The following is a 21,159-nucleotide window of genomic DNA, read 5'->3' on the forward strand; positions in this document are numbered from 1 at the left end:
GACTGCTCCGTGGGTCCGCCCCTGGCCGGGCCGGCTACTCCGTGGGCTCGACCCCGGCCCGCAGCAGGCCGTAGGTGTACGCGTCCTCCAGCGCCTGCCAGGAGGCCGCGATGACGTTCTCCGCGACGCCCACGGTCGCCCAGTCGCCGGTGCCGTCGCCCGTGGTGATGAGCACCCGGGTGGTGGACTCGGTGCCGGTGCGGCCCTCCAGGATGCGGACCTTGTAGTCGACCAGCTCCAACTTGGCGAGCTGCGGGTAGATCCGTTCCAGGGCGACGCGCAGCGCCCGGTCGAGCGCGTTGACCGGGCCGTTGCCCTCGGCCGTGGCGACGAGACGTTCGCCCTTGGCCCAGAGCTTCACGGTCGCCTCGTTGGCGTGGGTGCCGTCGGGGCGGTCCTCGACGATCGCGCGCCAGGACTCCGTACGGAAGTAGCGGCGTACCCGGCCCTCGACCTCGGCGCGCAGCAGCAGTTCGAAGGAGGCGTCGGCGGCCTCGTACGTGTAGCCCTGGAGCTCACGCTCCTTGACCCGCTCGACGACGCGCCCGACGAGCTCGCGGTCGCCCCCGAGGTCGATGCCGAGCTCCTTGCCCTTGAGCTCGATGGAGGCGCGGCCCGCCATGTCGGAGACGAGCATCCGCATGGTGTTGCCGACCAGCGCCGGGTCGATGTGCTGGTAGAGGTCCGGGTCGACCTTGATGGCGGAGGCGTGCAGCCCGGCCTTGTGGGCGAAGGCGGAGACACCCACATAGGGCTGGTGCGTGGAGGGCGTGAGGTTGACGACCTCGGCGATGGCATGCGAGATGCGGGTCATTTCGGCGAGTGCGCCGTCGGGGAGGACGGCCTTGCCGTACTTCAGTTCCAGGGCGGCGACGACGGGGAAGAGGTTGGCGTTGCCGACCCGCTCGCCGTAGCCGTTCGCCGTGCACTGGACGTGCGTCGCGCCCGCGTCGACGGCGGCCAGGGTGTTGGCGACCGCGCAGCCGGTGTCGTCCTGGGCGTGGATACCGAGCCGGGCGCCGGTGTCGGCGAGGACGGTGGAGACGACGGCCTGGATCTGGGCGGGGAGCATCCCGCCGTTGGTGTCGCAGAGGATGACGACATCGGCGCCGGCCTCGGAGGCGGCCCGGACGACCTTCTTGGCGTACTCGGGATTGGCGCGGTAGCCGTCGAAGAAGTGCTCGCAGTCGACGAACACCCGGCGGCCCTGCTCGCGCAGGTAGGAGACGGTGTCGCGGACCATCTCCAGGTTCTCGTCGAGCGTCGTGCGCAGGGCGAGTTCCACATGCCGGTCGTGCGACTTGGCGACCAGCGTGATCACCGGGGCGCCCGACTCCAGCAACGCCTTGACCTGCGGGTCCTCGGAGGCCTTGCCGCCCGCCCTGCGGGTCGCGCCGAAGGCGACCAGCTCGGCGTTCTTGAACTCGATCTCCTGCTGGGCGCGGGCGAAGAACTCCGTGTCGCGGGGGTTGGCTCCGGGCCAGCCGCCCTCGATGAAGCCCACGCCGAAGTTGTCCAGGTGCCGGGCAATGGTCAGCTTGTCCGCGACCGTCAGGTTGATGCCTTCACGCTGTGCACCGTCGCGCAGTGTGGTGTCGAAGACATGGAAGCTGTCATCGGTGGCCTTGGCCTTGGTGGTCATGCTGATCTGACTCCTGTCGGATGAGTGGATCCGGACGATCGGGCTCCACTTGCCCCCATCATCGCGCGCGCATCGGCCCGGCCGAGGTGAGGGCCGGAAAACGAAAAAACCCCTCGCGGGTGCGAGAGGTCTGCGCGCGGGTCTGGGGCACGGTGGCCGCTCCGCATCTGGTGGTACGGGACGGTCACTGCGGACCGGCGCGCCTGTTGCCAATAATCATGACGAACAAGGACACGGAGGCAGTCTCGCACAGCACTGCCTCCGTGCCGTCGCCCGTCTCAGGATGCGGGCGTGACGCTCGCCGCCCCGGAAGGCTCCGTCGCCTGCCCGGTCTTCCGGTCGGCCGCGCCGACCCTGCCCAGGTCGATGTCGCGGGTCTCGCGCATCGTCAGATAGACGACGAGGGAGACCGCGGCGCAGCCCGCCACGTACCAGTAGAAGCCCGACTCGATGCCCGCGTCCTTGAACCAGAGCGCCACATATTCGGCGGTGCCGCCGAAGAGGGCGTTGGCAAGGGCGTACGGGAGGGCGACACCGAGGGCGCGGATGCCGGTCGGGAAGAGCTCGGCCTTCACACAGGCGTTGATCGAGGTGTAGCCGGTGACGACGACCAGAGCGAGGAGCGCCAGGCCGAACGCGGGCCAGAAGGTCCCCGCGTTCTTGAGCATCGTCATGATCGGCACGGTCAGGAAGGTGGAGCCGACGGCGAAGGTGATCAGCAGCGGGCGGCGGCCGACCCGGTCGGAGACCATGCCGGCCAGCGGCTGGATGCACATGAAGACGAACAGGGCGCAGAAGCTGACGAGCGAGGCGGTGGACTTCTCCATGCCGGCGCTCCTGGAGAGGAACTTGGTGAGGTAGGTCGTGTACGTGTAGTACGCAACGGTCCCGCCCATGGTCAGCGCCATCACCAGGAACGCCTCGCGCTTGTGCTTCCACAGCACCTTCAGCGTGCCCCGGTCCTGCTCGGCGGCCGCGCCGGACTCGGCGTACACCTCGGTCTCCAGCATGGAGCGGCGCAGATAGAAGACGATGGCCGCGCCGAGCGCACCGACGACGAACGGGATGCGCCAGCCCCAGCTGTGCAGCGCCGCGTCGGACATGTTGCGCTGCAGGACGATCTGCAGGCCGAGGCCGACGAGCTGTCCTGCGGTCATGGACACGTACTGGAAGCTGGAGGCGAAGCCGCGCCGGTGGGGTGCGGACGCCTCGGTGAGGTACGTGGCGCTGGCCGCGTACTCACCGCCGACCGAGAGGCCCTGGAGGAGCCGGGCCACCAGCAGGACGGCGACGCCGCCGTACCCCGCCACGGCATAGGTCGGCGCGATGGCGATGAGGATCGCGGAGGCCGACATGAGGGTGACGGTGAGGGTCAGCGCGGCCTTGCGCCCCTTGCGGTCACCGATCCGGCCGAGCAGCCAGCCGCCGACCGGCCGCATGAAGAAGCCGACGGCGAAGATGCCCATGGTGTTCATGAGATTCGCGGTCTCATTGCCTTCGGGGAAGAACGAATCCGCGAAGTAGACCGCGAAGGTCGCGTACACGAACCAGTCGAACCACTCGACCATGTTGCCGGCCGAGCCGACCCAGATTTTCTTCCACTGCTCTCGTCCCATGGTCTGTCACCGTGCCCCAACGGCCAGGAACGTAACAAGAGTGCATAGGGCAACGATCATGCGTACTTACGTGCGTTGCGTTCACGGCCGGGCGAACAGCCGCGGCGACGGCGGTCCGGTCCACCCGATCGGCGGCGGGGCGGCGCGGTTGCCGGTCGTCCGCGAGACCACCTCGGTGCCGAGGACGCGCTCGCGCTGATGCGCAGCCGGCTTGCACAGCGCTGACGGGTGGCGGCGTCAGACGAGCGACTCGTCCAGGAACTCCCGTACATGGGCGAGGATTCCGCCCCGGTCGGTGCCCGGCAGGCCGATCGCCACATGGATGCTGAACCCGTCGAGCAGGGCGCGCAGCCGGGTCGCGTACCGTTCGGCGTCGACGGCCCGGAACTCCCCGCGCGAGGCGCCCTCCGCCAGCAGCGCCACCAGGTCCCGGTGCCAGGCCCGCTCGATGGCGGCCTGCCGGGCACGCGCGTCGGCGTCGGCGTTCTGCGAGCGGTTCCAGACCTCCAGCCAGAGCGTCCAGTGCGGATCGCGGTGGCCGTCCGGGATATACAGATCGACGTACGCGTCGAGCCGCTCGCGGACCGGGGTCTGCCGGGCCAGCAGTTCGCTCCGCTGTGCGCCGAGCCTGCCCTCGCTCCACTCCAGGGCCTGCAGCAGCAGCTCGTCCTTGGTGCGGAAGTAGTAGAGGAGATGCCCGCTGCTCATGGAGACCTCACGGCCGAGACCGGCCATCGTTAGGCCGTCCAGACCGCGTTCGGCGATGGTCGCCATGGCGGCGGCCAGCACCTCCTCCCGGGGCGGGGCGGTGTTGCGGCGGCGCGGGGCGGGGGTCATCGGAGGGCTCCCGCGGTCCAGCCGTCCGGCACCGGGTGGATGCGCCGGAGCGCGTGGCCCTGTACGGCCTGCCGGACGTTGCTCTCCACGGAATCCATCAGACCCTCGGCTGCTGCTGCGTGATGCAGTGGATGCCTCCACCACCCGCGAAGATCGTACGTGCGTCGACCAGGGTCACGGTCCGCTCGGGGTAGAGGCGGCGGAAGATGCCCGCGGCGATCTCGTCGCGGGGGTCGTCGAAGCCGCACAGCACCACGCCGCCGTTGCAGACGTAGTGGTTGATGTACGAGTAGTCGACCCAGTGACCGTCCTCGTCCTGCACCACGGTCGGGGCAGGGACCTCGACGACCTCCAGGGGACGGCCCCGGGCGTCGGTCCGGGACCTGAGCATCTCCACGTTCTCCTTGCAGAGCTCGTGGTCGGGGTGGGACGGGTCCGGCTGGGTGTGGACGACGACGACTCCGGGGCCGGCGAACGCGGCGACGATGTCGACATGGCCGAGGGTGCCGAAGCCGTGCGGCGGGTAGTCGCCGGTCAGACCGCACTTCAGCCAGATCGCCTTCGTGGTGCCCAGCCTGGCGTGGATCTCGGCCTCGACCATTTCCTTGGTCCAGCCCGGGTTGCGTTCCTTGCCGAGCTGGACGGTCTCGGTGAGCAGGACGGTGCCCTCGCCGTCGACGTGGATGCCGCCGCCCTCGTTGACCAGCGGCGAACTGTGCACGGGGACCCCTGCGAGATCCGCGACATGACGCGCGATCTTCGCATCGTGTTCCCAGGTCGCCCAGTCCTGTGCGCCCCAGCCGTTGAAGACCCAGTCCACGGCGGCCAGTTGGCTGCCGTCAGTGACGAAGGTCGGACCGATGTCACGCATCCAGGCGTCGTCCAGTTCGCGCTCGGCCAGGTCGATGTCCGGTCCGAGTGCGGCGCGGGCGTCCTCCGCCTGGCCGGGACCGACGACCATGGTGACCGGCTCGAAGCGGCGTACGGCGCGGGCCACCGAGGCCCATGCCCTGCGGGACTCGGCGAGGTCGTCACCGGTGAACGTGACGTTGGGTCCCGGCCAGGCCATCCAGGTGCGCTCGTGCGGGGCCCACTCGGGCGGCATACGGAAGCTCATGTCGTCGGACTCCTCGTTCTTACAGGAAATAGAGACGGTTGAGGGAGATCGATTCGGCGGGTCCCGAGCGCACCGGGTCACCGTCCAGCGTGACCAGGCCGCTGTGCCCGTCCACCGCCACGTCCCCGATACGGGAGTTGAGCCGGAGATCGGCCGGGCCGATCCCGCGGGTGCCGCGTACGGCGACCCTGCGCCGTCGCGTCGGCATCTGGTCGGAGCCCAGCTCGGTCGCGGCCTTTGCCACGAAGGCCACCGAGAGGTCCGCGGGGGTCGCGCCGTACGCTCCGAACTGCGGTCCCAGGACGAGGGGTTCACAGGTGTCGGTCGCGGCGTTGGGGTCGCCCGTCACTCCGTAGGCCGGGAAGCCCGACTTCAGCACGAGCTGGGGCTTGGCACCGAAGTACTGCGGCTTCCAGAGCACGATGTCGGCGAGCTTGCCCACCTCGATCGATCCGATCTCGTGCGCGAGACCGTGCGCGATGGCGGGGTTGATCGTCAGCTTCGCCATGTAGCGCAGCACCCGGGCGTTGTCGTCGTGCGCGCCGTCGCCCTCCATCGGGCCCAGCTCGGCCTTCATCTTCCCGGCCATGGCGAAGGTGCGGCGTACGGTCTCGCCCGCGCGCCCCATCCCCTGGGCGTCCGACGAGGTGATGCCGATCGCGCCGAGGTCGTGCAGCACGTCCTCGGCGCCCATCGTCCCGGCCCTGATCCGGTCCCGCGCCATGGCGGCGTCCCCGGGCAGGTCGGTCTTGAGGTCGTGTACGGAGACGATCATCCCGTAGTGCTCGGCGACCGCGTCCCGGCCGAACGGCAGGGTCGGATTGGTGGAGGAGCCGATGACGTTCGGGACGCCCGCCATCTTGAGGACGTTCGGTACGTGCCCGCCCCCGCAGCCCTCGATGTGGAAGGCGTGGATCGTCCGGCCGTCCAGGACGCGCAGGGTGTCCTCGACGGAAAGGCATTCGTTCAGCCCGTCGCTGTGGAGCGCGACCTGTACGTCGTGCTCCTCGGCGACCCGCAGGGCCGTGTCGAGCGCCCGGGTGTGCGCGCCCATGTCCTCGTGCACCTTGAAGCCGGACGCGCCGCCTTCGGCGAGCGCCTCCACCAGCGGCGCGTCGTCGGAGGACGAACCGCGGGCCAGGAAGCCGATGTTGACCGGCCAGGCGTCGAAGGCGTTGAAGGCGTGGCGCAGCGCCCACGGCGAGTTGACACCGACGCCCCAGACGGGGCCGAACTCCTGGCCGATGACGGTGGTGACACCGGAGGCGAGCGAGGCCTCCATGATGCGCGGCGAGAGCAGATGGATATGGGTGTCGACGGCGCCGGCCGTGGCGATCATGCCCTCGCCGGACACGATCGTGGTGCCCGTACCGACGACGACGTCCACGCCGTCGAGCGTGTCCGGGTTCCCGGCCCGTCCGATCGAGCAGATCCGGCCTTCGCGGATGCCGATGGAGACCTTCCGGATGCCCAGCGCCGCGTCGATGACCAGCACATTGCTGATGACGACGTCACAGGTGTCGCGTACGGCGGCGGCCTTGAGGTGCAGGCCGTCGCGCGCGGTCTTGCCGAAACCGGCCAGGAACTCGTCGCCGGGCGCCTGCGCGTCCGACTCGACGCGCACCACCAGGCCGGAGTCGCCGAGGACGACCCGGTCGCCGGCGCGCGGCCCGTGGACCGATGCGTATGCATAGGGGTCCATCAGGCGTCCTCCGCTCCGAGATAGCCGCAGGCCGCCGCACGCCGCAGGGCCTCTTCCTTCGCTCCGGGCGCGTCCAGCGGACCGTCGACCAGACCCGCGAAGCCGATCGCGATCCGGGCGCCGCCGATCGGCAGCAGGCCGACCTCGGTCTCGCCGCCCGGGTCGAAGCGGACCGACGCTCCGGCCGGGACGCACAGCCGCATTCCGTACGCCGCGGCCCGGTCGAAGTCGAGCCGCGGGTTGGCCTCGAAGAAGTGGAAGTGCGAGGTGACGCTGACCGGGACGGTCGCGGTGTTGCGCACGGTCAGCCGCAATTCGGGCCGGGGCTCGGCGTGCGGCGGTGCGGGCAGTACGGCGCCGGGCGCGGCGTCCGCCGGCCGTACTCCGGTGCCGGCGCCTATGGGGTCGGAGACGACGGCGAGCCGGGACCCGTCGTCGAAGACGGCCTCCACATGCACCTCCGTGACCACGTCCGCCACGCCGGGCAGGACGTCGTCGGGTCCCAGCACGCTGCGCGCGGCGTCGATCGCCTCCGCGAGCCGCCGCCCGTCCCGGGCCGCCTCGCAGACGGTGTCCGCGATGAGCGCGGTCGCCTCGGGGATATTGAGCCTCAGGCCACGCGCGCGGCGTGCCCGTGCCAGTTCGGCGGCGCCGAAGAGCAGCAGCCGGTCACGCTCGGTCGGGGTCAGTCGCACGTCACCACACCTCCTGTTTGAGCATCACTCTAACCATGGATTCCCCGTATGAAAACCATTGGTGAGGCGCGCACTCGGCATCACATAGAGCGGCACTCAAATCGTCGGGCAGGGATGGACTCGTGCGCGCAGCGCTCCGCGCGACCTCGTCCCGAAAGCCGTCAGCCCGGGCGACCGGCACGCGGGGGCGGCCGCGCGCAAAAACGACTTCGCCCGCCCTGGCGGCTGCCGGGGCGGGCGAAGTCGTACGGGACCGTGAATCACCCGAGCGGGTGCATCCAGCCGTGGGTGTCCTCCGCGATACCGCGCTGGACGTCGAGGAGCCGGTCGCGCAGCTTCATCGTGACCTCGCCGGGCTTGCCGTCGCTCTGGGTCCACTCGCCGCCCGCGGACTTGACGACGCCGACGGGGGTGATGACGGCCGCGGTGCCACAGGCGAAGACCTCGGTGAGGGTGCCGTTCTCGGTGTCGGCGCGCCACTGGTCGATGGAGACGCGACCCTCCTCGGACTCGTAGCCGAGGTCACGGGCGACCCGGAGCAGCGAGTCACGGGTGACACCGGCGAGCAGCGAGCCGGTCAGGGCCGGGGTGACGATCTTGTCCCCGTACACGAAGTACAGGTTCATGCCACCGAGCTCCTCGACCCACTTGTGCTCGACCGCGTCGAGGTAGGCGACCTGCTCGCAGCCCTTCTCGGCGGCCTCGGCCTGGGCGAGGAGGGACGCGGCGTAGTTGCCGCCGGTCTTGGCGTCGCCCATGCCGCCGGGGACGGCGCGGACCCGGTTCTCGGAGAGCCAGATGGAGACCGGCTTCACACCGCCGGGGAAGTAGGCGCCGGCGGGCGAGGCGATGACGATGAAGAGGTACTCGTTGGCGGGCTTCACACCGAGGCCGACCTCGGACGCGATCATGAAGGGGCGCAGGTAGAGCGACTCCTCGCCGCCGTGCGCCGGAACCCATGCCTTGTCCTGCTGGACCAGCACGTCGCACGCCTCGATGAACGTCTCCACCGGCAGCTCGGGCATGGCGAGACGGTGCGCGGAACGCTGGAAGCGCTTGGCGTTGGCCTCGGGGCGGAACGTGGCCACCGATCCGTCGGGCTGGCGGTAGGCCTTGAGCCCCTCGAAGATCTCCTGCGCGTAGTGCAGGACGTTGGTGGCGGGGTCGATCGACAGCGGGCCGTAGGGGACGAGCTGGCCGTCGTGCCAGCCGCGGCCTTCGGTCCACTTGATGATCACCATGTGATCGGTGAAGTAGCGGCCGAATCCGGGGTTGGCCAGGATCGCCTCGCGCTCCGCGTCGGACAGCGGGGTGGAAGAAGGCTTGAGCTCGATCGTGGGCGTCGTCATGAGTGCGTGTCCTTCACCGGTTTTGTGTGTGAGGGACCGCGCTCACGCCGCTCCTGTCAGACAGGTGCTAGGACGTCCGAGCTTTATCACAAGCCACGGCCCCGTTCGATTATCGCTCGATGGGGGCCATGCACGAAATGACGTGATTGCGGTCCAGGGATCGATGGTGGCACCCGGGACCACGCAGGAGAAGCCGCCGGGTGCGGTTGCGACCCGGCGGCTTCGAAGTGGAGTCGTCAGGTCAGCTCGCTACGCGTACCGCGAGCGCGTCGCCGATTTCCGAGGTGGTACGAGGGGTGTCGCCACGCTCCGCGAGGTCGGCGGAGACGGCGTCCTCGATGCGCACGGCCTCGGCCTCGTAGCCGAGGTGGCGCAGCAGGAGGGCGACGGAGAGGATCGCGGCCGTGGGGTCGGCCTTGCCCTGACCCGCGATGTCCGGGGCGGAGCCGTGGACCGGCTCGAACATCGAGGGGAACTCGCCGCTCGGGTTGATGTTGCCCGAGGCCGCGACGCCGATGCCGCCGGAGACGGCCGCGGCGAGGTCGGTGATGATGTCGCCGAAGAGGTTGTCGGTGACGATCACGTCGAACCGCTCGGGCTGCGTGACGAGGAAGATCGTCGCCGCGTCCACGTGCAGGTAGTCGGTGGTGACGTCCGGGAACTCGGCCGCGACCTTGTTGAAGATGTTGGTCCACAGGTGCCCGGCATAGGTCAGCACGTTGTTCTTGTGGACCAGCGTCAGCTTCTTGCGCGGGCGTGCCTGGGCGCGGGCGAAGGCGTCACGGACCACACGCTCGACGCCGAACGCGGTGTTGACCGAGACCTCGGTGGCGACCTCGTGCGGGGTGCCGGTGCGGATCGAGCCGCCGTTGCCGGTGTACGGGCCCTCGGTGCCCTCGCGGACCACGACGAAGTCGATCTCCGGCTGACCCTTGAGCGGGGTCGCGACACCCGGAAGGAGCTTCGACGGCCGCAGGTTCACATGGTGGTCGAAGAGGAAACGGAGCTTCAGCAGAAAGCCGCGCTCCAGGACGCCGGACGGGACCGAGGGGTCACCGATCGCACCGAGCAGGATTGCGTCGTGCTGCTTGAGCGCCTGGACATCCGCGTCGGTGAGGGTCTCACCGGTCGCGTGGTACCGCTTGGCGCCGAAGTCGAACTCCTTGGTCTCCAGCTTCACATCCTGCGGGAGAACAGCATTGAGGACCTTGAGGCCCTGAGCCACGACCTCCTGGCCGATACCGTCACCAGGGATCACTGCGAGATTGATGCTGCGAGACATATCGGCACCTTACTGCTCGTCCCACCCCATGACATTTTGCGTCCACCATACGGACACATGGGGAGCTGTACGTGTACCGTTCACCCACTCGACCGGAAGGCGTCAGCCGACGGGTGGATGTTCTCGCCATGGACATCCCTCGCTTCGGTATCCCCGAGAAGCTCGCCGACCGAATGAGCATGGCTGAGCAGCACGACTATCTGCGCACCCGGCTCACCCGGCGGGGCGCGCTCCGCGCCGGTGCGGCGACCGCCGCCGTCGTAGGCGCCGGCCTCTCCACCGGGCTCGCCGCCTCGCCCGCCTACGCCGCGCCCACCGTGCTCTCCTCGCGCAACTCCTCCACTCAGGTGGACGGTTCGCTGGTCGCCCCGTTCGGCCGGCATCTCGCGTACGGCGCCGACCCGAAGACCCAGATGCGGATCTCCTGGCAGGTTCCGTTCGCCGTCGGGCGCCCGTACATCCGGATCGGGCTCAAGCCGTGGGCGCTGAGCCGGAAGATCGACGCCGAGGTGCGGCATCTGACGACCCCGCTGCTGAACGACGGCAAGATCGCGGCCGCCGAGCAGTTCTACGTACACGCGGGACTGGACCGGCTGCAGCCCGGCACGACGTACTACTACGGCGTCGGCCACGACGGCTTCGACCCGGCCGACACCCGCAACCTGGGCGCTCTCGGCACCTTCACCACCGCGCCCTCGCACGCCGAGCCCTTCACCTTCACGGCCTTCGGCGACCAGGGCGTCAGCTATCACGCCCTCGGCAACGACCAGCTGATCCTGGGCCAGAACCCGGCCTTCCACCTGCACGCGGGCGACATCTGCTACGCCGACCCGTCCGGTTCCGGCCAGTCGAGCGACACGTACGACGCCCGCACCTGGGACCAGTTCCTGGCGCAGACGGAAACCGTGTCGAAGACCGTGCCGTGGATGGTGACCACCGGCAACCACGACATGGAGGCCTGGTACTCGCCCGACGGCTACGGCGGCCAGAACGCCCGCTGGTCACTGCCGGACAACGGCCCCGACCCGGTGGGCCAGCCCGGCGCCTACTCGTTCGTGCACGGCAATGTCGGCGTGGTCGCGCTCGACGCCAACGACGTCTCGTACGAGATCCCCGCCAACTTCGGGATCAGCGACGGCGGGCAGACCCGCTGGCTCGACCGGCGTCTCGGTGAGCTGCGGGCCCGTCACGACGTCGACTTCATCGTCGTGTTCTTCCACCACTGCGCCTTCTCGACGACCAACGCGCACGCCTCGGACGGCGGGGTGCGGGACGCCTGGGTGCCGCTCTTCGAGAAGCACCAGGTGGACCTGGTCATCAATGGCCACAACCACGTCTACGAGCGCACCGACGCGATCCTGAAGAACGCGGTCGCGCGGAAGGTGCCGATCGGCGAACGCACCGACCCGACGCGGGACGGCATCGTGTACGTCACGGCGGGCGGAGCGGGCAAGGCGCTGTACGACTTCCCGGCGCCGGACACGTACGAGGGGCACGTCGCGGACCAGGAGAGCGTGAACACGTACCACGTGGTCAAGGGCGGCGGCAGGGCCACCGAGACCGTGGAGTGGTCGCGGGTGCGCTACACCGGCTTCTCGTTCCTCGCGGTCGAGGTCGAGCCCGGGCGGCACGCCCGGATGAAGGTCACTGCGCTCGCCGAGTCGGGCGAGCGCATCGACCACTTCGAGATCAGCCGCGGATGAGCTGAACCCCGCCGGTCTCAGTGACCGGTGGAGCCGCCGTTGTCCCTGCGGTCGAGGGCTCGCTGCAGGGCGGCGGCGGCATTCTGGCGCTCCGACTCGGTCGGGCGGTGGGTGTGACGGACGCGGCGGACAGTCGTCTCGGCCATGGTGGATCGACTCCTTGAGATCGCGAGGATTTCGAGATCGAAAAATCGTGAACGTGATTTCGAGATCGGGATTTCGAGGCGCCGGAAGGGGCGGGGAGCGGATGCCGCAGGGGTTGCCTGCATCGGGGCACGTGCTCACGACCGCCAGTCGCTGGATCTAGCGAGACGTTCGGCTTCTACAAAGCTAGGGCAGCCCGGCCGGTCTGTCTCCACAATTACTCGGACTTCCTACTATCTGAGACGGAGGTTTGGCGCCGCCCGCCCGCAGTTCCCGGATCAGGGCCCGCACGGCCAGGGATCGTGCCTGCTCAGCGGTGGTGACATAGCCGACGGGCCGAGTCGACCGTTCCGGTCCGAGAGCGGTGATCTCGACGTTGTCGGGTACTCCCTCCAGGGAGAGCTGCGGCCTGATCGCCATTCCGAGACCACGGGACACCATCGAGAGCACCGCTCCGTCGTCCTCGGCCTCCACCGTCGCCGCCGGGATCCATTCCTGCGCGGCCCACCGGTCCCGGATGTACGAGGTGCAGTTCTCCGCCAGTCGACCAGGGGCAGCCATCAGCGCCTGGCGCCGCAAGGTCACCGGTGACCTGACCGGGGTCTTCGACTTCGCGCATCCGGTGTACGAAGTGCCGTCGCTGCCCTCCACCGCCAAGGTGATCGGCATCGGCACCTGCGCCCCGCTGCCCAACCCGGCCCCGCAGACCAGCGGCGCTGCCCGCACAGGAGCCCGGCACCCGCCCGGCCCGCGCGCTGCCCTACCGGACGAACGGGGACCTGAACCGGCTGGAGTTCGGCACCGCCGGGAAGATCCTGGCCTGGTTCTCCATGGCCAACCAGGGCGCCCCCGCAAGGAGCGCCGCGCACCTCTCGATCCAGCCGACCGTGTACCGCTCGACCGAACCCTGGCAGTACACGGTCGACGCGGGCGGAACGGCGTCCGACTGCTTGAACATCGGTACGGGGTACGGCGACGGGAAGTACGACATCACCATGACCGGCCCCAACCGGTTCCTTCGCCGCTTCACCGGGGACACCACGAAGCCCGGCAAGACCTTGGAGGTCGCCGCCGCACCGGACACCGGCAGGACCGCCATCTGGTTCCGGCTGTCCAACGCGTCCACCGCAGCGGTGAAGTTCACCCTCGGATCGAACAACTACCGTGCCCCGACGATCAGGTCCTGCAGGCCGCCGCCCTCAGCAGCTGCAGGCGCGTCTCTCCTGCTTGCAGTGCCACCGCGGCCCGGGACGCGGTGGCACTGCGGCAGGTCCCGTCACAGCACATCGCCGTCACGCCAGTCGAAGATCAGCTTCCGGGACGAGGAGGGCAGCGGGCGTCCGGCCGCGCCACGGACGTACGTGCTGCCCTCCTCGTCCGGCAGCGGCACCACGCCGCTCAGCCCCTGCACGCCGATCTGCCCCTGCCACACCTGCCAGCCGCGCGCCGCGTACAGCGCGGCCCCGGTGTCGGAGGCGGACAGCGCCCCGAAGGTGTACGCCCCGTCGATGACCCGCTCCAGCGCCGTCATCACCCGGCCGCCGAGCCCCTCACGCCGCCGGTCGGCGCGGACCCCCACACCCTCGACATATCCGATGCGGTACGAGCGGTGGGCGTGGATCACCCGGCGCTGGACGACACTGCCGTGCGCGAGGAGCCCGCTGCCGTCGCGTGCGTAGGCGTGGATGCCGCCCAGGGTGTGGTCCCAGTCGTCGTCGCTGAAGCCACCCTCGAAGGCGGTGTCGAGGAAGGCGCGGATCCCGTCGCGGGCGGTCGGGGTCAGCTCGTAGGTGTGCACGGTGTGCCACAACGGCTCAGTCATGTCCCCCAGCCTCTCAGGCACCTGCGCCATCAAGTACTCAGCGCGCATTTGAGTAGCTGCCACGTGTCGAAGAGTGGCGCGCCGAACGAGAGTTGGGTCCATGACCGGCCTTTACGCGCTGAAGCCCTGGTACGCGGACCGGCTCTCCGGTGTCCGCGCCACGCTGTACGGCGCCGAGACGGGCCGGGCCGGTACCGGGGCGGCGGAGTGGCTCGCCGCGTCGGAGACGGCGCGCGGTTCACGGACGCTGACGGTGGGACCGGGCTTCGCCGGCTTCGGGCTGCTGATGCGGCGCCACCGGCGGCATTACGGACGGTATCTGGTCCTGCTCGGCGGCGGGTTCGCGACCGGACCCTCGCTCATCGTGCACGGCTGGAACTGAACGATGACACAGTAGGAGATCCTGGACATCGTTCAGCCATCCACACCAGTGATCCGATGTATTAACCGTCAGGACCCTTGACGGCCCACCAACGGCCCTCCATTCTCCCAGTCATCGGATCACTGATCCGTCATCTGAGCCGTGAACTGAGGGAGGACCCGTGTCATTACGGAACCGGATCAGGACACTTTCGATCGTCCTCTGCGGCGCCCTCGCATCGACGTTGCTGCTCGCCGTCGACGCGCGCGCCGAGGAGGCCGGATGGACGGTACGGGACAGACCCGGCGGGCCCACCGCCGAACTGCGACTGGACCGGGCGAGCGGGGCACTGGACCTGTCCGTCTCCCGCGCCGGTGAGACCGTGCTCGCCCCCTCGCCCGTCGGTATCGTCACCGAGCGGGCCGACTTCTCCACCGGGCTGTCGTTCCTCGGCCGCAGCGACCGCACGGTCGACGAGCACTACCGAACCGCCGCGGGCAAGGCCCGCAACCGCACCGTACACATGCGTGAGGCACGCTTCCGCTTCCGCACCGGGGCGGGCGCCCGGCTCGACGTGGTCGTGCGGGCGTCGGCCGACGGGGTCGCGTACCGGTACGACCTGCCGGGCGCCACGGGCAACGTTCTGCGGGAGACCTCGGCGTTCACCCTGCCCGAGGGCTCCTCCGCCTGGCTCGGCGCCTACCGCAAGGACAACGAGAACCTCTTCAACGCGTACACGGCGGCCGGCGCCCCGGCCGGCGAGTACATGATGCAGGCACTGTTCCGTACCGGGAACAGCTATGCCCTGGTGGCCGAGTCCGATCTCACCGGCAGCTACTCCGGGGCCCGGCTGGCCCACGACGCGGGGTCCTCCACCTACCGCGTCAAACTCTGGGACCCGCAGGTGCAGACGGCCGGTGCGCTCACCACCCCGTGGCGCGCCGTGGTCACCGGCGACCTGGCGACCGTCACCGAGTCGACGTTCACCGACGACCTCGCCCCGGCGTCCAGGATCCACGACACCTCCTGGATCAAGCCGGGCCGCGCCCTGTGGACCTGGCTCGCGGGCGGGCGTGAGGCAGGGCAGAGCCTGGAGATACAGAAGGGATACGTCGACTACGCGGCTGCCCGCCACTGGCCGTACACCGTGGTCGACGCGGGCTGGTACTTCGACCCGGCGCAGTGGGACGTCACCGACCCCGACTGGCAGACCCACAGCTGGATCCCGGAACTGGTGCGTTACGGCAGGGAACGGGGCGTGGGCATCCAGGTCTGGATCCACCACCGCGACCTCGACACCGCCGAGGAGCGGGCCCAGTGGCTTCCGACGCTGGAGAAGTGGGGCGTCAAGGGCGTGAAGATCGACTTCATGGACTCGGAGGCGCAGGAGACGTTCCAGTGGTACGACCGGATCCTCCCGGAGACGGCGGCCCACCACCTCCTGGTCAACTTCCACGGCTCCACGATCCCCAAGGGCATCCAGCGCACCTGGCCGCACGTCATGTCACTGGAGGGCGTCAACGGTGAGGAGAAGAAGACGAACACCGCCCAGCACCTGACCACGCTCCCCTTCACCCGCAACGTGATCGGCTCCATGGACTTCACCCCCGGCGCCTTCCACCGCCCGAACCGGCCCAACGCCGCTTCCGACGCAAGCGAGTTGGGGCTCTCCGTCCTGTACGAGTCCGGCATCCAGAACCTGGCGGGCACGCCCGAGTCGTACGAGGCGCGCCCGGAGGCCCGGCACTTCCTGGAGCAGTTGCCGGACGCCTGGGACAGTACGCGGCTGCTGGCCGGGGAGCCTGGGAGCAGTGCGGTGCTGGGCCGCCGGTCCGGCAGCAGGTGGTTCATCGGCGGCATGTACGCGGGTGCGGCGCACACCGCCGAGGTGCCGCTGCGGATCGGATCCGGACGCTGGCTGGTCGAGACGGTGACGGACGGACCGGCCGGACCGGTGCGCACGGCCCGCACGGTGCGGGGCGGCGACACCCTGTCGGTGGATGTGGTTTCCGACGGCGGCTTCGCCGCGGTGGCCTGCCGCTGGTCCCCGGGCCGTACCTCCTGCGATTCCTAATCTTTTTGTCAAGCGGCGTTCGTGATGGGGGGTATGGGTTCGTAGCACCGTCCGTCGCGCAACAGGGCCCACAAGACGTTGACCCGGCGGCGGGCGAGGGCGAGGACGGCCTGGGTATGGCGTTTGCCTTCGGCGCGTTTGCGGTCGTAGAAGCGGCGGGACTCCTCGCAGCAGCGGATGCTGATCAACGCCGAGGTATAGAACACGCGCTGGAGGCGTCGGCTGTAACGTCTGGGCCGGTGCAGGTTGCCGCTGATCTTGCCCGAGTCACGCGGAGCGGGGGCGACGCCGGCGAACCCGGCGAGGCGGTCCGGGCTATCGAAGGCCGTCATGTCGCCGCCGGTGGCGGCGAGGAACTCGGCGCCGAGCAGGGGTCCGATGCCGGGCATGCTCGCGATCACCTCAGCGTGTTTGTGCTCGCGAAACCGGGCCTCGATGAGCTTGTCGGTCTCGGCGATCTGCTCATTGAGGCGCATTACCTCCCTGGCGAGCGTGTGCACGAGCTGGGCCGTCGGCTTCTCCCCGGTCACGCTGGTGTGTTGGTTCTCGGCAGCCGCCAGGGCCGTCTCTGCGAGCTGGGCAGCACCGCGGACCTTGCGGTTGCGCAACCAGGTCTGCAGTCGCCGGGCGCCGGTCCTGCGGATGGCGGCCGGGGTCTGGTAGCCGGTCAGCAGGATCAGCGGGCCGGTGTTGGTGAGGTCCAGTGCCCGGTCCAGAGAGGGAAAGATGCTGGTGAGGTGGTTGTGGAGCCGGTTGATCACGCGGGTGCGGTCGTCGGCGAGGTCGCGGCGATGGCCGGTGAGTACCTTGATCTCGGCGACGAGTTCGTCGCCGGGCCGCAAGGGCTGCAGGTCCCGGCGGATCCGGGCCTGGTCGGCGATGATCGCGGCGTCCTTGGCGTCGGTCTTGCCTTCGCCCCGGTAGCCCTCGGAGGCGCGGCTGACGGCTCGGCCAGGGATGTAGAGCGTGTGCTGGCTGTGGTTGAGGAGCAGATCGATCAGCAGGGCGGCGCCGCCGTCGGCAAGGTCGATGCCCCAGGTGACCTCATCGCCCAGGGCGAGGACATCGGCCAGGAGCTTCAGCAGTTCCGGCTCGTCGTTGGCCACGCGCCGCGACAGCAGCCGTTTGCCGGTGTCGTCGATCACCACGCAGTGGTGATGGGTCCTGCCGGCGTCGATGCCGGCCCAGATCGCTGTCACGCGCTCTCCACGGGTCGTTTGCCTACATGCACCACAGACGACCTCGCTGGCGAGTCCCTACTCAGCGATCGGATCGCAATTCCTAATCAGCAGCCGAGTCGTCGGGGGGTGTCGGGCGGCGAATCGTAGGAAGCCACACGGACGGCAGACCACTGAAAGCCACACCCGACACCCCTGGGTGAGCCAACCCTACGAATGGCTCGCTCATCCCGATCAACAAGGTAGGGACCACTGAACCGGTAGCGAGGGACGGATCATCCACCGGGCTCATCCGGCGCGGGCCGTTGTCGGTGGGCGCCCCTACTGTTCATGAGCAGGGGGCCTGCGGACAGCGGCCCGGCAGGAGGGGACGACAATGAGCTTCAGCATGCAGGCACGGGCCGTACCGGCCGCCGGGCTGCCGCAGGACTTCGCCGGAGTGGCGGAGGTCTTCGCCGACACCGACGACGAGTTCGACCGCCTGGAGACGGATCTGAGCATCTCCAAGGATTTCTCCCAGGTGCACGAGCTGTGCCTCACCGCACCGCCCGGCCACGGCAGGTGCGAGCTCCCGGTCTTCGGCGGAAACGTCCACGAGGACCCGGCCGGGATCGAGGCGCCGTCGGTGACTCTCGAGGCCTCGGAGGTACAGGAGGCGGCGGAATTCCTCCGCACTCATCCGTTCGACGAGCTGTGGCGCGCGGCCGACGGGGGCGTCGGTGCGCACTGGGGATGGCCGGAGGCCGAGGTCCGCGCCGTCTTCGCCGCGCACTACCGGCAGGTGCTGGACTTCTACGGGCGGGCGGCCGAGGCGGGCGACGCGGTGGTGAAGCGGTTCCTGTACTGATGCTTCCCGTACCGACGGGCGGAAATGGAATCCGCCCCCGACCGGCTGGGGGAGCCGGGCGGGGGCGGGATCTGTGGCGGGGTGCGGGTGTGCCGCACCCCGGAGGGCGTCAGCCCTGGTGGGGGTAGGTGTAGTCGGTCGGCGGGACCAGCGTCTCCTTGATGGCGCGGGTCAGCGTCCAGCGCTGCAGGTTCTGCGGGGCGCCCGCCTTGTCGTTGGTGCCCGAGGCACGGCCGCCACCGAAGGGCTGCTGGCCGACGACGGCACCGGTCGACTTGTCGTTGATGTAGAAGTTGCCCGCCGCGTAGCGGAGCTTCTCCATCGTGTACGCGGCCGCGGCGCGGTCGCCCGAGATGACCGAGCCGGTCAGCGCGTAGTCGGAGACCGACTCCATCTGCTCCAGCATCTCGTCGTACTTGTCGTCCTCGTACACGTGGACCGCGAGGATCGGGCCGAAGTACTCGGTCGTGAAGACCTCGTTGGCCGGGTCGGCGCACTCGATGACCGTCGGGCGGACGAAGTAGCCGACCGAGTCGTCGTACGTGCCACCCGCGACGACGGTGCAGGACGAGTCGGCCTTGGCCCGGTCGATCGCGGCCTTGTTCTTGGCGAACGCACGCTCGTCGATGACGGCACCGATGAAGTTCGACAGGTCGGTGACGTCACCCATGGTGATGGAGTCGACCTCGGCCGCGAACTCCTCCTTGAAACCGGAGTTCCAGATGGAGGCCGGGACGTACGCCCGGGAGGAGGCCGAGCACTTCTGGCCCTGGAACTCGAAGGAGCCACGGGTCAGTGCGGTCTTCAGGACGGCGCGGTCGGCGCTGGGGTGCGCGACGACGAAGTCCTTGCCGCCGGTCTCGCCGACCAGACGCGGGTAGGTGCGGTAGTTGGCGATGTTGTTGCCGACCGTCTTCCACAGGTGCTGGAAGGTCGGGGTCGAGCCGGTGAAGTGGATACCGGCCAGGTCGCGGTGGTTCAGGGCGACCTCGGAGACGGCGATGCCGTCGCCGGTCACCAGGTTGATGACGCCCTTGGGCAGACCGGCCTCCTCCAGGAGCTGCATCAGCAGCACGGCGGAGTGGGTCTGCGTCGGGGACGGCTTCCACACCACGACGTTGCCCATGAGAGCGGGGGCGGTGGGCAGGTTGCCCGCGATGGCCGTGAAGTTGAACGGCGTGATCGCGTAGACGAAGCCCTCCAGCGGGCGGTGGTCCATGCGGTTCCACACACCCGGGGAGTTGGCCGGCGGCTGCTCGGCCAGGATCTGGCGCGCGTAGTGCACGTTGAAGCGCCAGAAGTCGACGAGCTCGCACGGGGTGTCGATCTCGGCCTGCTGGGCGGTCTTCGACTGGCCGAGCATGGTCGAGGCGGCCAGCGTCTCGCGCCAGGGGCCGGACAGCAGCTCGGCGGCGCGCAGGATGATCGCGGCGCGGTCGTCGAACGACATCGCGCGCCACGCCGGGGCGGCGTCGAGGGCGGCGTCGATCGCGTCCCGCGCGTCCTGCTCGGTGGCGCCGGCGAACGTGCCGATGACGGCCTTGTGGTTGTGCGGCTGTACGACGTCGAAACGCTCGCCGCCACCCATCCGCTTCTCGCCGCCGATGGTCATCGGCAGGTCGATCGGGTTCTCGGCGAGCTCCTTGAGCTTCGCCTCCAGACGGGCGCGCTCCGGGGAACCCGGGGCGTAGGAGTGGACCGGCTCGTTGACCGGCGCGGGGACCTGGGTCACAGCGTCCATGAGTGCCTTGTCTCCTTGCTTCAGCGGGGTGGGGGGCAGCGGGGCGGGCGGGTCAGCCCTTGGTGAGGATGGAGCGGGCGAAGAACAGCAGGTTGGCCGGCTTCTCCGCGAGACGGCGCATGAAGTAGCCGTACCAGTCGGTGCCGTACGCGGTGTAGACACGCATCCGGTGGCCCTCGGCCGCGAGCCGGACGTGCTCGTCGCTGCGGATCCCGTAGAGCATCTGGAACTCGTACTCGTCCAGTTTGCGCCCGGCCTTGCGGGCGAGCTCCTGCGCGATGGCGATGAGCCTCGGGTCGTGGGACCCGATCATCGGGTAGCCCTCGCCCTCCATGAGCGTCTTCAGGATGCGGACGTACGCCTTGTCGATCTCGGCCTTGTCCTGGTACGCCACGGAGGCGGGCTCCTTGTAGGCGCCCTTCACGATGCGGACGCGGCTGCCGGCGGCGGCGAGGCGGCGGGCGTCGTCCTCGGTGCGGAACAGGTAGGCCTGGATGACACAGCCGGTCTGCGGGAAGTCCTTCCGCAGCTCCTCGTGGATGGCGAACATCGAGTCGAGGGTGGTGTGGTCCTCGGCGTCCAGAGTGACCGTGGTGCCGATCGCGGCCGCGGCCTCGACGACCGGGCGGACGTTGGCGAGCGCCATCTCGTGGCCGCCCTCCAGGGCCTGGCCGAACATCGAAAGCTTGATGGACATCTCGGCCCTGGTGCCCAGGCCGAGGTCCTTCAGGCGGTCGATCAGCTCCAGGTACGCGTCGCGCGCGGCGGTGGCCTGCTCGGGCGTCGTGATGTCCTCGCCGACGACGTCGAGGGTGACCTCGAGGCCCTTCCCGGTGGCGTCCTTGATGATCGGGACGACCTGCTCGACCGTCTCGCCGGCGATGAACCGGTCGACGACCTGCTTGGTCCCCGGAGCAGCCGAGATGAAACGGCGCATCTTGTCACTGCGCGACGCAGCGAGGATCACGGGAGCCAGCACGGGGCACCTCCAACGGAAAGATATGAACGAGGGCCGTACCGGCAGGAACTGAATCAGACCGGTACAGCAC

Annotated in this window: 18 protein-coding genes and 1 pseudogene; 5 read left to right on the plus strand and 14 right to left on the minus strand. The window is 69.4% G+C overall.

All coding sequences use genetic code 11. From position 1 onward, the window contains the following. Positions 1–34: 34 nt before the first annotated feature. The 8 genes from cimA to OHA88_RS16805 form a co-directional block, all read right to left on the minus strand. Entirely contained in the window at positions 35–1,642 is a 1,608-nt protein-coding gene (cimA, locus tag OHA88_RS16770; RefSeq protein ID WP_328626130.1) for a citramalate synthase, read from the minus strand. 278 nt (positions 1,643–1,920) lie between these two features. Beyond that, positions 1,921–3,258, minus strand: a complete 1,338-nt coding sequence (locus tag OHA88_RS16775) for an MFS transporter (RefSeq protein WP_328626131.1) — start codon at positions 3,256–3,258, stop codon at positions 1,921–1,923. A gap of 237 nt (positions 3,259–3,495) precedes the next feature. Continuing rightward, positions 3,496–4,095: a TetR/AcrR family transcriptional regulator gene (locus OHA88_RS16780; protein ID WP_328626132.1), complete on the minus strand. Its 600-nt coding sequence runs from the start codon at positions 4,093–4,095 to the stop codon at positions 3,496–3,498. Between the two features lie 97 nt (positions 4,096–4,192). Then, the gene (locus OHA88_RS16785) at positions 4,193–5,212 is read right to left on the minus strand and encodes an agmatine deiminase family protein (protein WP_328626133.1); all 1,020 of its coding nucleotides are present in this window, start codon (positions 5,210–5,212) and stop codon (positions 4,193–4,195) included. Between the two features lie 19 nt (positions 5,213–5,231). Then, a complete protein-coding gene (locus OHA88_RS16790; RefSeq protein ID WP_328626134.1) occupies positions 5,232–6,914 on the minus strand; it encodes an urease subunit alpha in 1,683 nt (560 codons plus the stop codon). Beyond that, the gene (gene ureA / locus OHA88_RS16795) at positions 6,914–7,609 is read right to left on the minus strand and encodes an urease subunit gamma (protein ID WP_328626135.1); all 696 of its coding nucleotides are present in this window, start codon (positions 7,607–7,609) and stop codon (positions 6,914–6,916) included. Before ureA ends, OHA88_RS16790 begins: the two co-directional genes overlap by 1 nt. Before the next feature lie 260 nt (positions 7,610–7,869). Then, positions 7,870–8,958, minus strand: a complete 1,089-nt coding sequence (locus OHA88_RS16800) for a branched-chain amino acid aminotransferase (protein WP_328626136.1) — start codon at positions 8,956–8,958, stop codon at positions 7,870–7,872. Positions 8,959–9,199: 241 nt separating this feature from the next. After that, positions 9,200–10,240, minus strand: coding sequence for a 3-isopropylmalate dehydrogenase (locus tag OHA88_RS16805; protein ID WP_326605914.1), 1,041 nt, complete (start codon positions 10,238–10,240; stop codon positions 9,200–9,202). Between the two features lie 128 nt (positions 10,241–10,368). On the opposite strand from OHA88_RS16805, the gene OHA88_RS16810 reads away from it, so the two are divergent. Then, positions 10,369–11,943 (plus strand): purple acid phosphatase family protein, encoded by a 1,575-nt coding sequence (locus OHA88_RS16810; RefSeq protein WP_328626137.1) that lies wholly within the window; start codon positions 10,369–10,371, stop codon positions 11,941–11,943. Between the two features lie 17 nt (positions 11,944–11,960). On the opposite strand, the gene OHA88_RS16815 is transcribed toward OHA88_RS16810, so the two are convergent. Continuing rightward, the gene (locus OHA88_RS16815) at positions 11,961–12,089 is read right to left on the minus strand and encodes a hypothetical protein (RefSeq protein WP_093772350.1); all 129 of its coding nucleotides are present in this window, start codon (positions 12,087–12,089) and stop codon (positions 11,961–11,963) included. A gap of 184 nt (positions 12,090–12,273) precedes the next feature. Beyond that, on the minus strand, positions 12,274–12,756 hold the full coding sequence (locus tag OHA88_RS16820; protein WP_443044237.1) for a LysR family transcriptional regulator substrate-binding protein: 483 nt from the start codon (positions 12,754–12,756) through the stop codon (positions 12,274–12,276). Positions 12,757–12,875: 119 nt separating this feature from the next. Between OHA88_RS16820 and OHA88_RS16825 the strand changes: the two are divergent. Further along, positions 12,876–13,064 (plus strand): annotated as a pseudogene (locus tag OHA88_RS16825) (phospholipase domain-containing protein); the annotation flags it as partial. A 299-nt stretch (positions 13,065–13,363) separates the two neighbouring features. On the opposite strand, the gene OHA88_RS16830 reads toward OHA88_RS16825, so the two are convergent. Further along, on the minus strand, positions 13,364–13,909 hold the full coding sequence (locus OHA88_RS16830; protein ID WP_328626138.1) for a GNAT family N-acetyltransferase: 546 nt from the start codon (positions 13,907–13,909) through the stop codon (positions 13,364–13,366). Between the two features lie 100 nt (positions 13,910–14,009). Between OHA88_RS16830 and OHA88_RS16835 the strand changes: the two genes are divergently transcribed. Beyond that, the gene (locus OHA88_RS16835) at positions 14,010–14,291 is read left to right on the plus strand and encodes a hypothetical protein (RefSeq protein WP_328626139.1); all 282 of its coding nucleotides are present in this window, start codon (positions 14,010–14,012) and stop codon (positions 14,289–14,291) included. 160 nt (positions 14,292–14,451) lie between these two features. Next, positions 14,452–16,344, plus strand: coding sequence for a glycoside hydrolase family 97 protein (locus OHA88_RS16840; protein WP_328626140.1), 1,893 nt, complete (start codon positions 14,452–14,454; stop codon positions 16,342–16,344). An 8-nt stretch (positions 16,345–16,352) separates the two neighbouring features. Here OHA88_RS16840 and OHA88_RS16845 read toward each other — a convergent pair whose 3' ends face one another. Beyond that, complete coding sequence (locus OHA88_RS16845; RefSeq protein WP_328623815.1) at positions 16,353–17,543, minus strand: IS110 family transposase; 1,191 nt, start codon at positions 17,541–17,543, stop codon at positions 16,353–16,355. Positions 17,544–17,898: 355 nt separating this feature from the next. On the opposite strand from OHA88_RS16845, the gene OHA88_RS16850 reads away from it, so the two are divergent. After that, complete coding sequence (locus tag OHA88_RS16850) at positions 17,899–18,369, plus strand: DUF1877 family protein (RefSeq protein ID WP_328626141.1); 471 nt, start codon at positions 17,899–17,901, stop codon at positions 18,367–18,369. A 109-nt stretch (positions 18,370–18,478) separates the two neighbouring features. Here OHA88_RS16850 and pruA read toward each other — a convergent pair whose 3' ends face one another. Beyond that, positions 18,479–20,110 carry an L-glutamate gamma-semialdehyde dehydrogenase gene (gene pruA / locus OHA88_RS16855; protein WP_267001526.1) on the minus strand — a complete coding sequence of 544 codons (1,632 nt, stop codon included), beginning with the start codon at positions 20,108–20,110 and terminating at the stop codon, positions 18,479–18,481. Positions 20,111–20,162: 52 nt separating this feature from the next. Beyond that, positions 20,163–21,089: a proline dehydrogenase family protein gene (locus OHA88_RS16860; protein ID WP_093772361.1), complete on the minus strand. Its 927-nt coding sequence runs from the start codon at positions 21,087–21,089 to the stop codon at positions 20,163–20,165. Between the last annotated feature and the right edge of the window lie 70 nt (positions 21,090–21,159).

This window comes from Streptomyces sp. NBC_00353 (assembly GCF_036108815.1).
Lineage (GTDB): Bacteria > Actinomycetota > Actinomycetes > Streptomycetales > Streptomycetaceae > Streptomyces.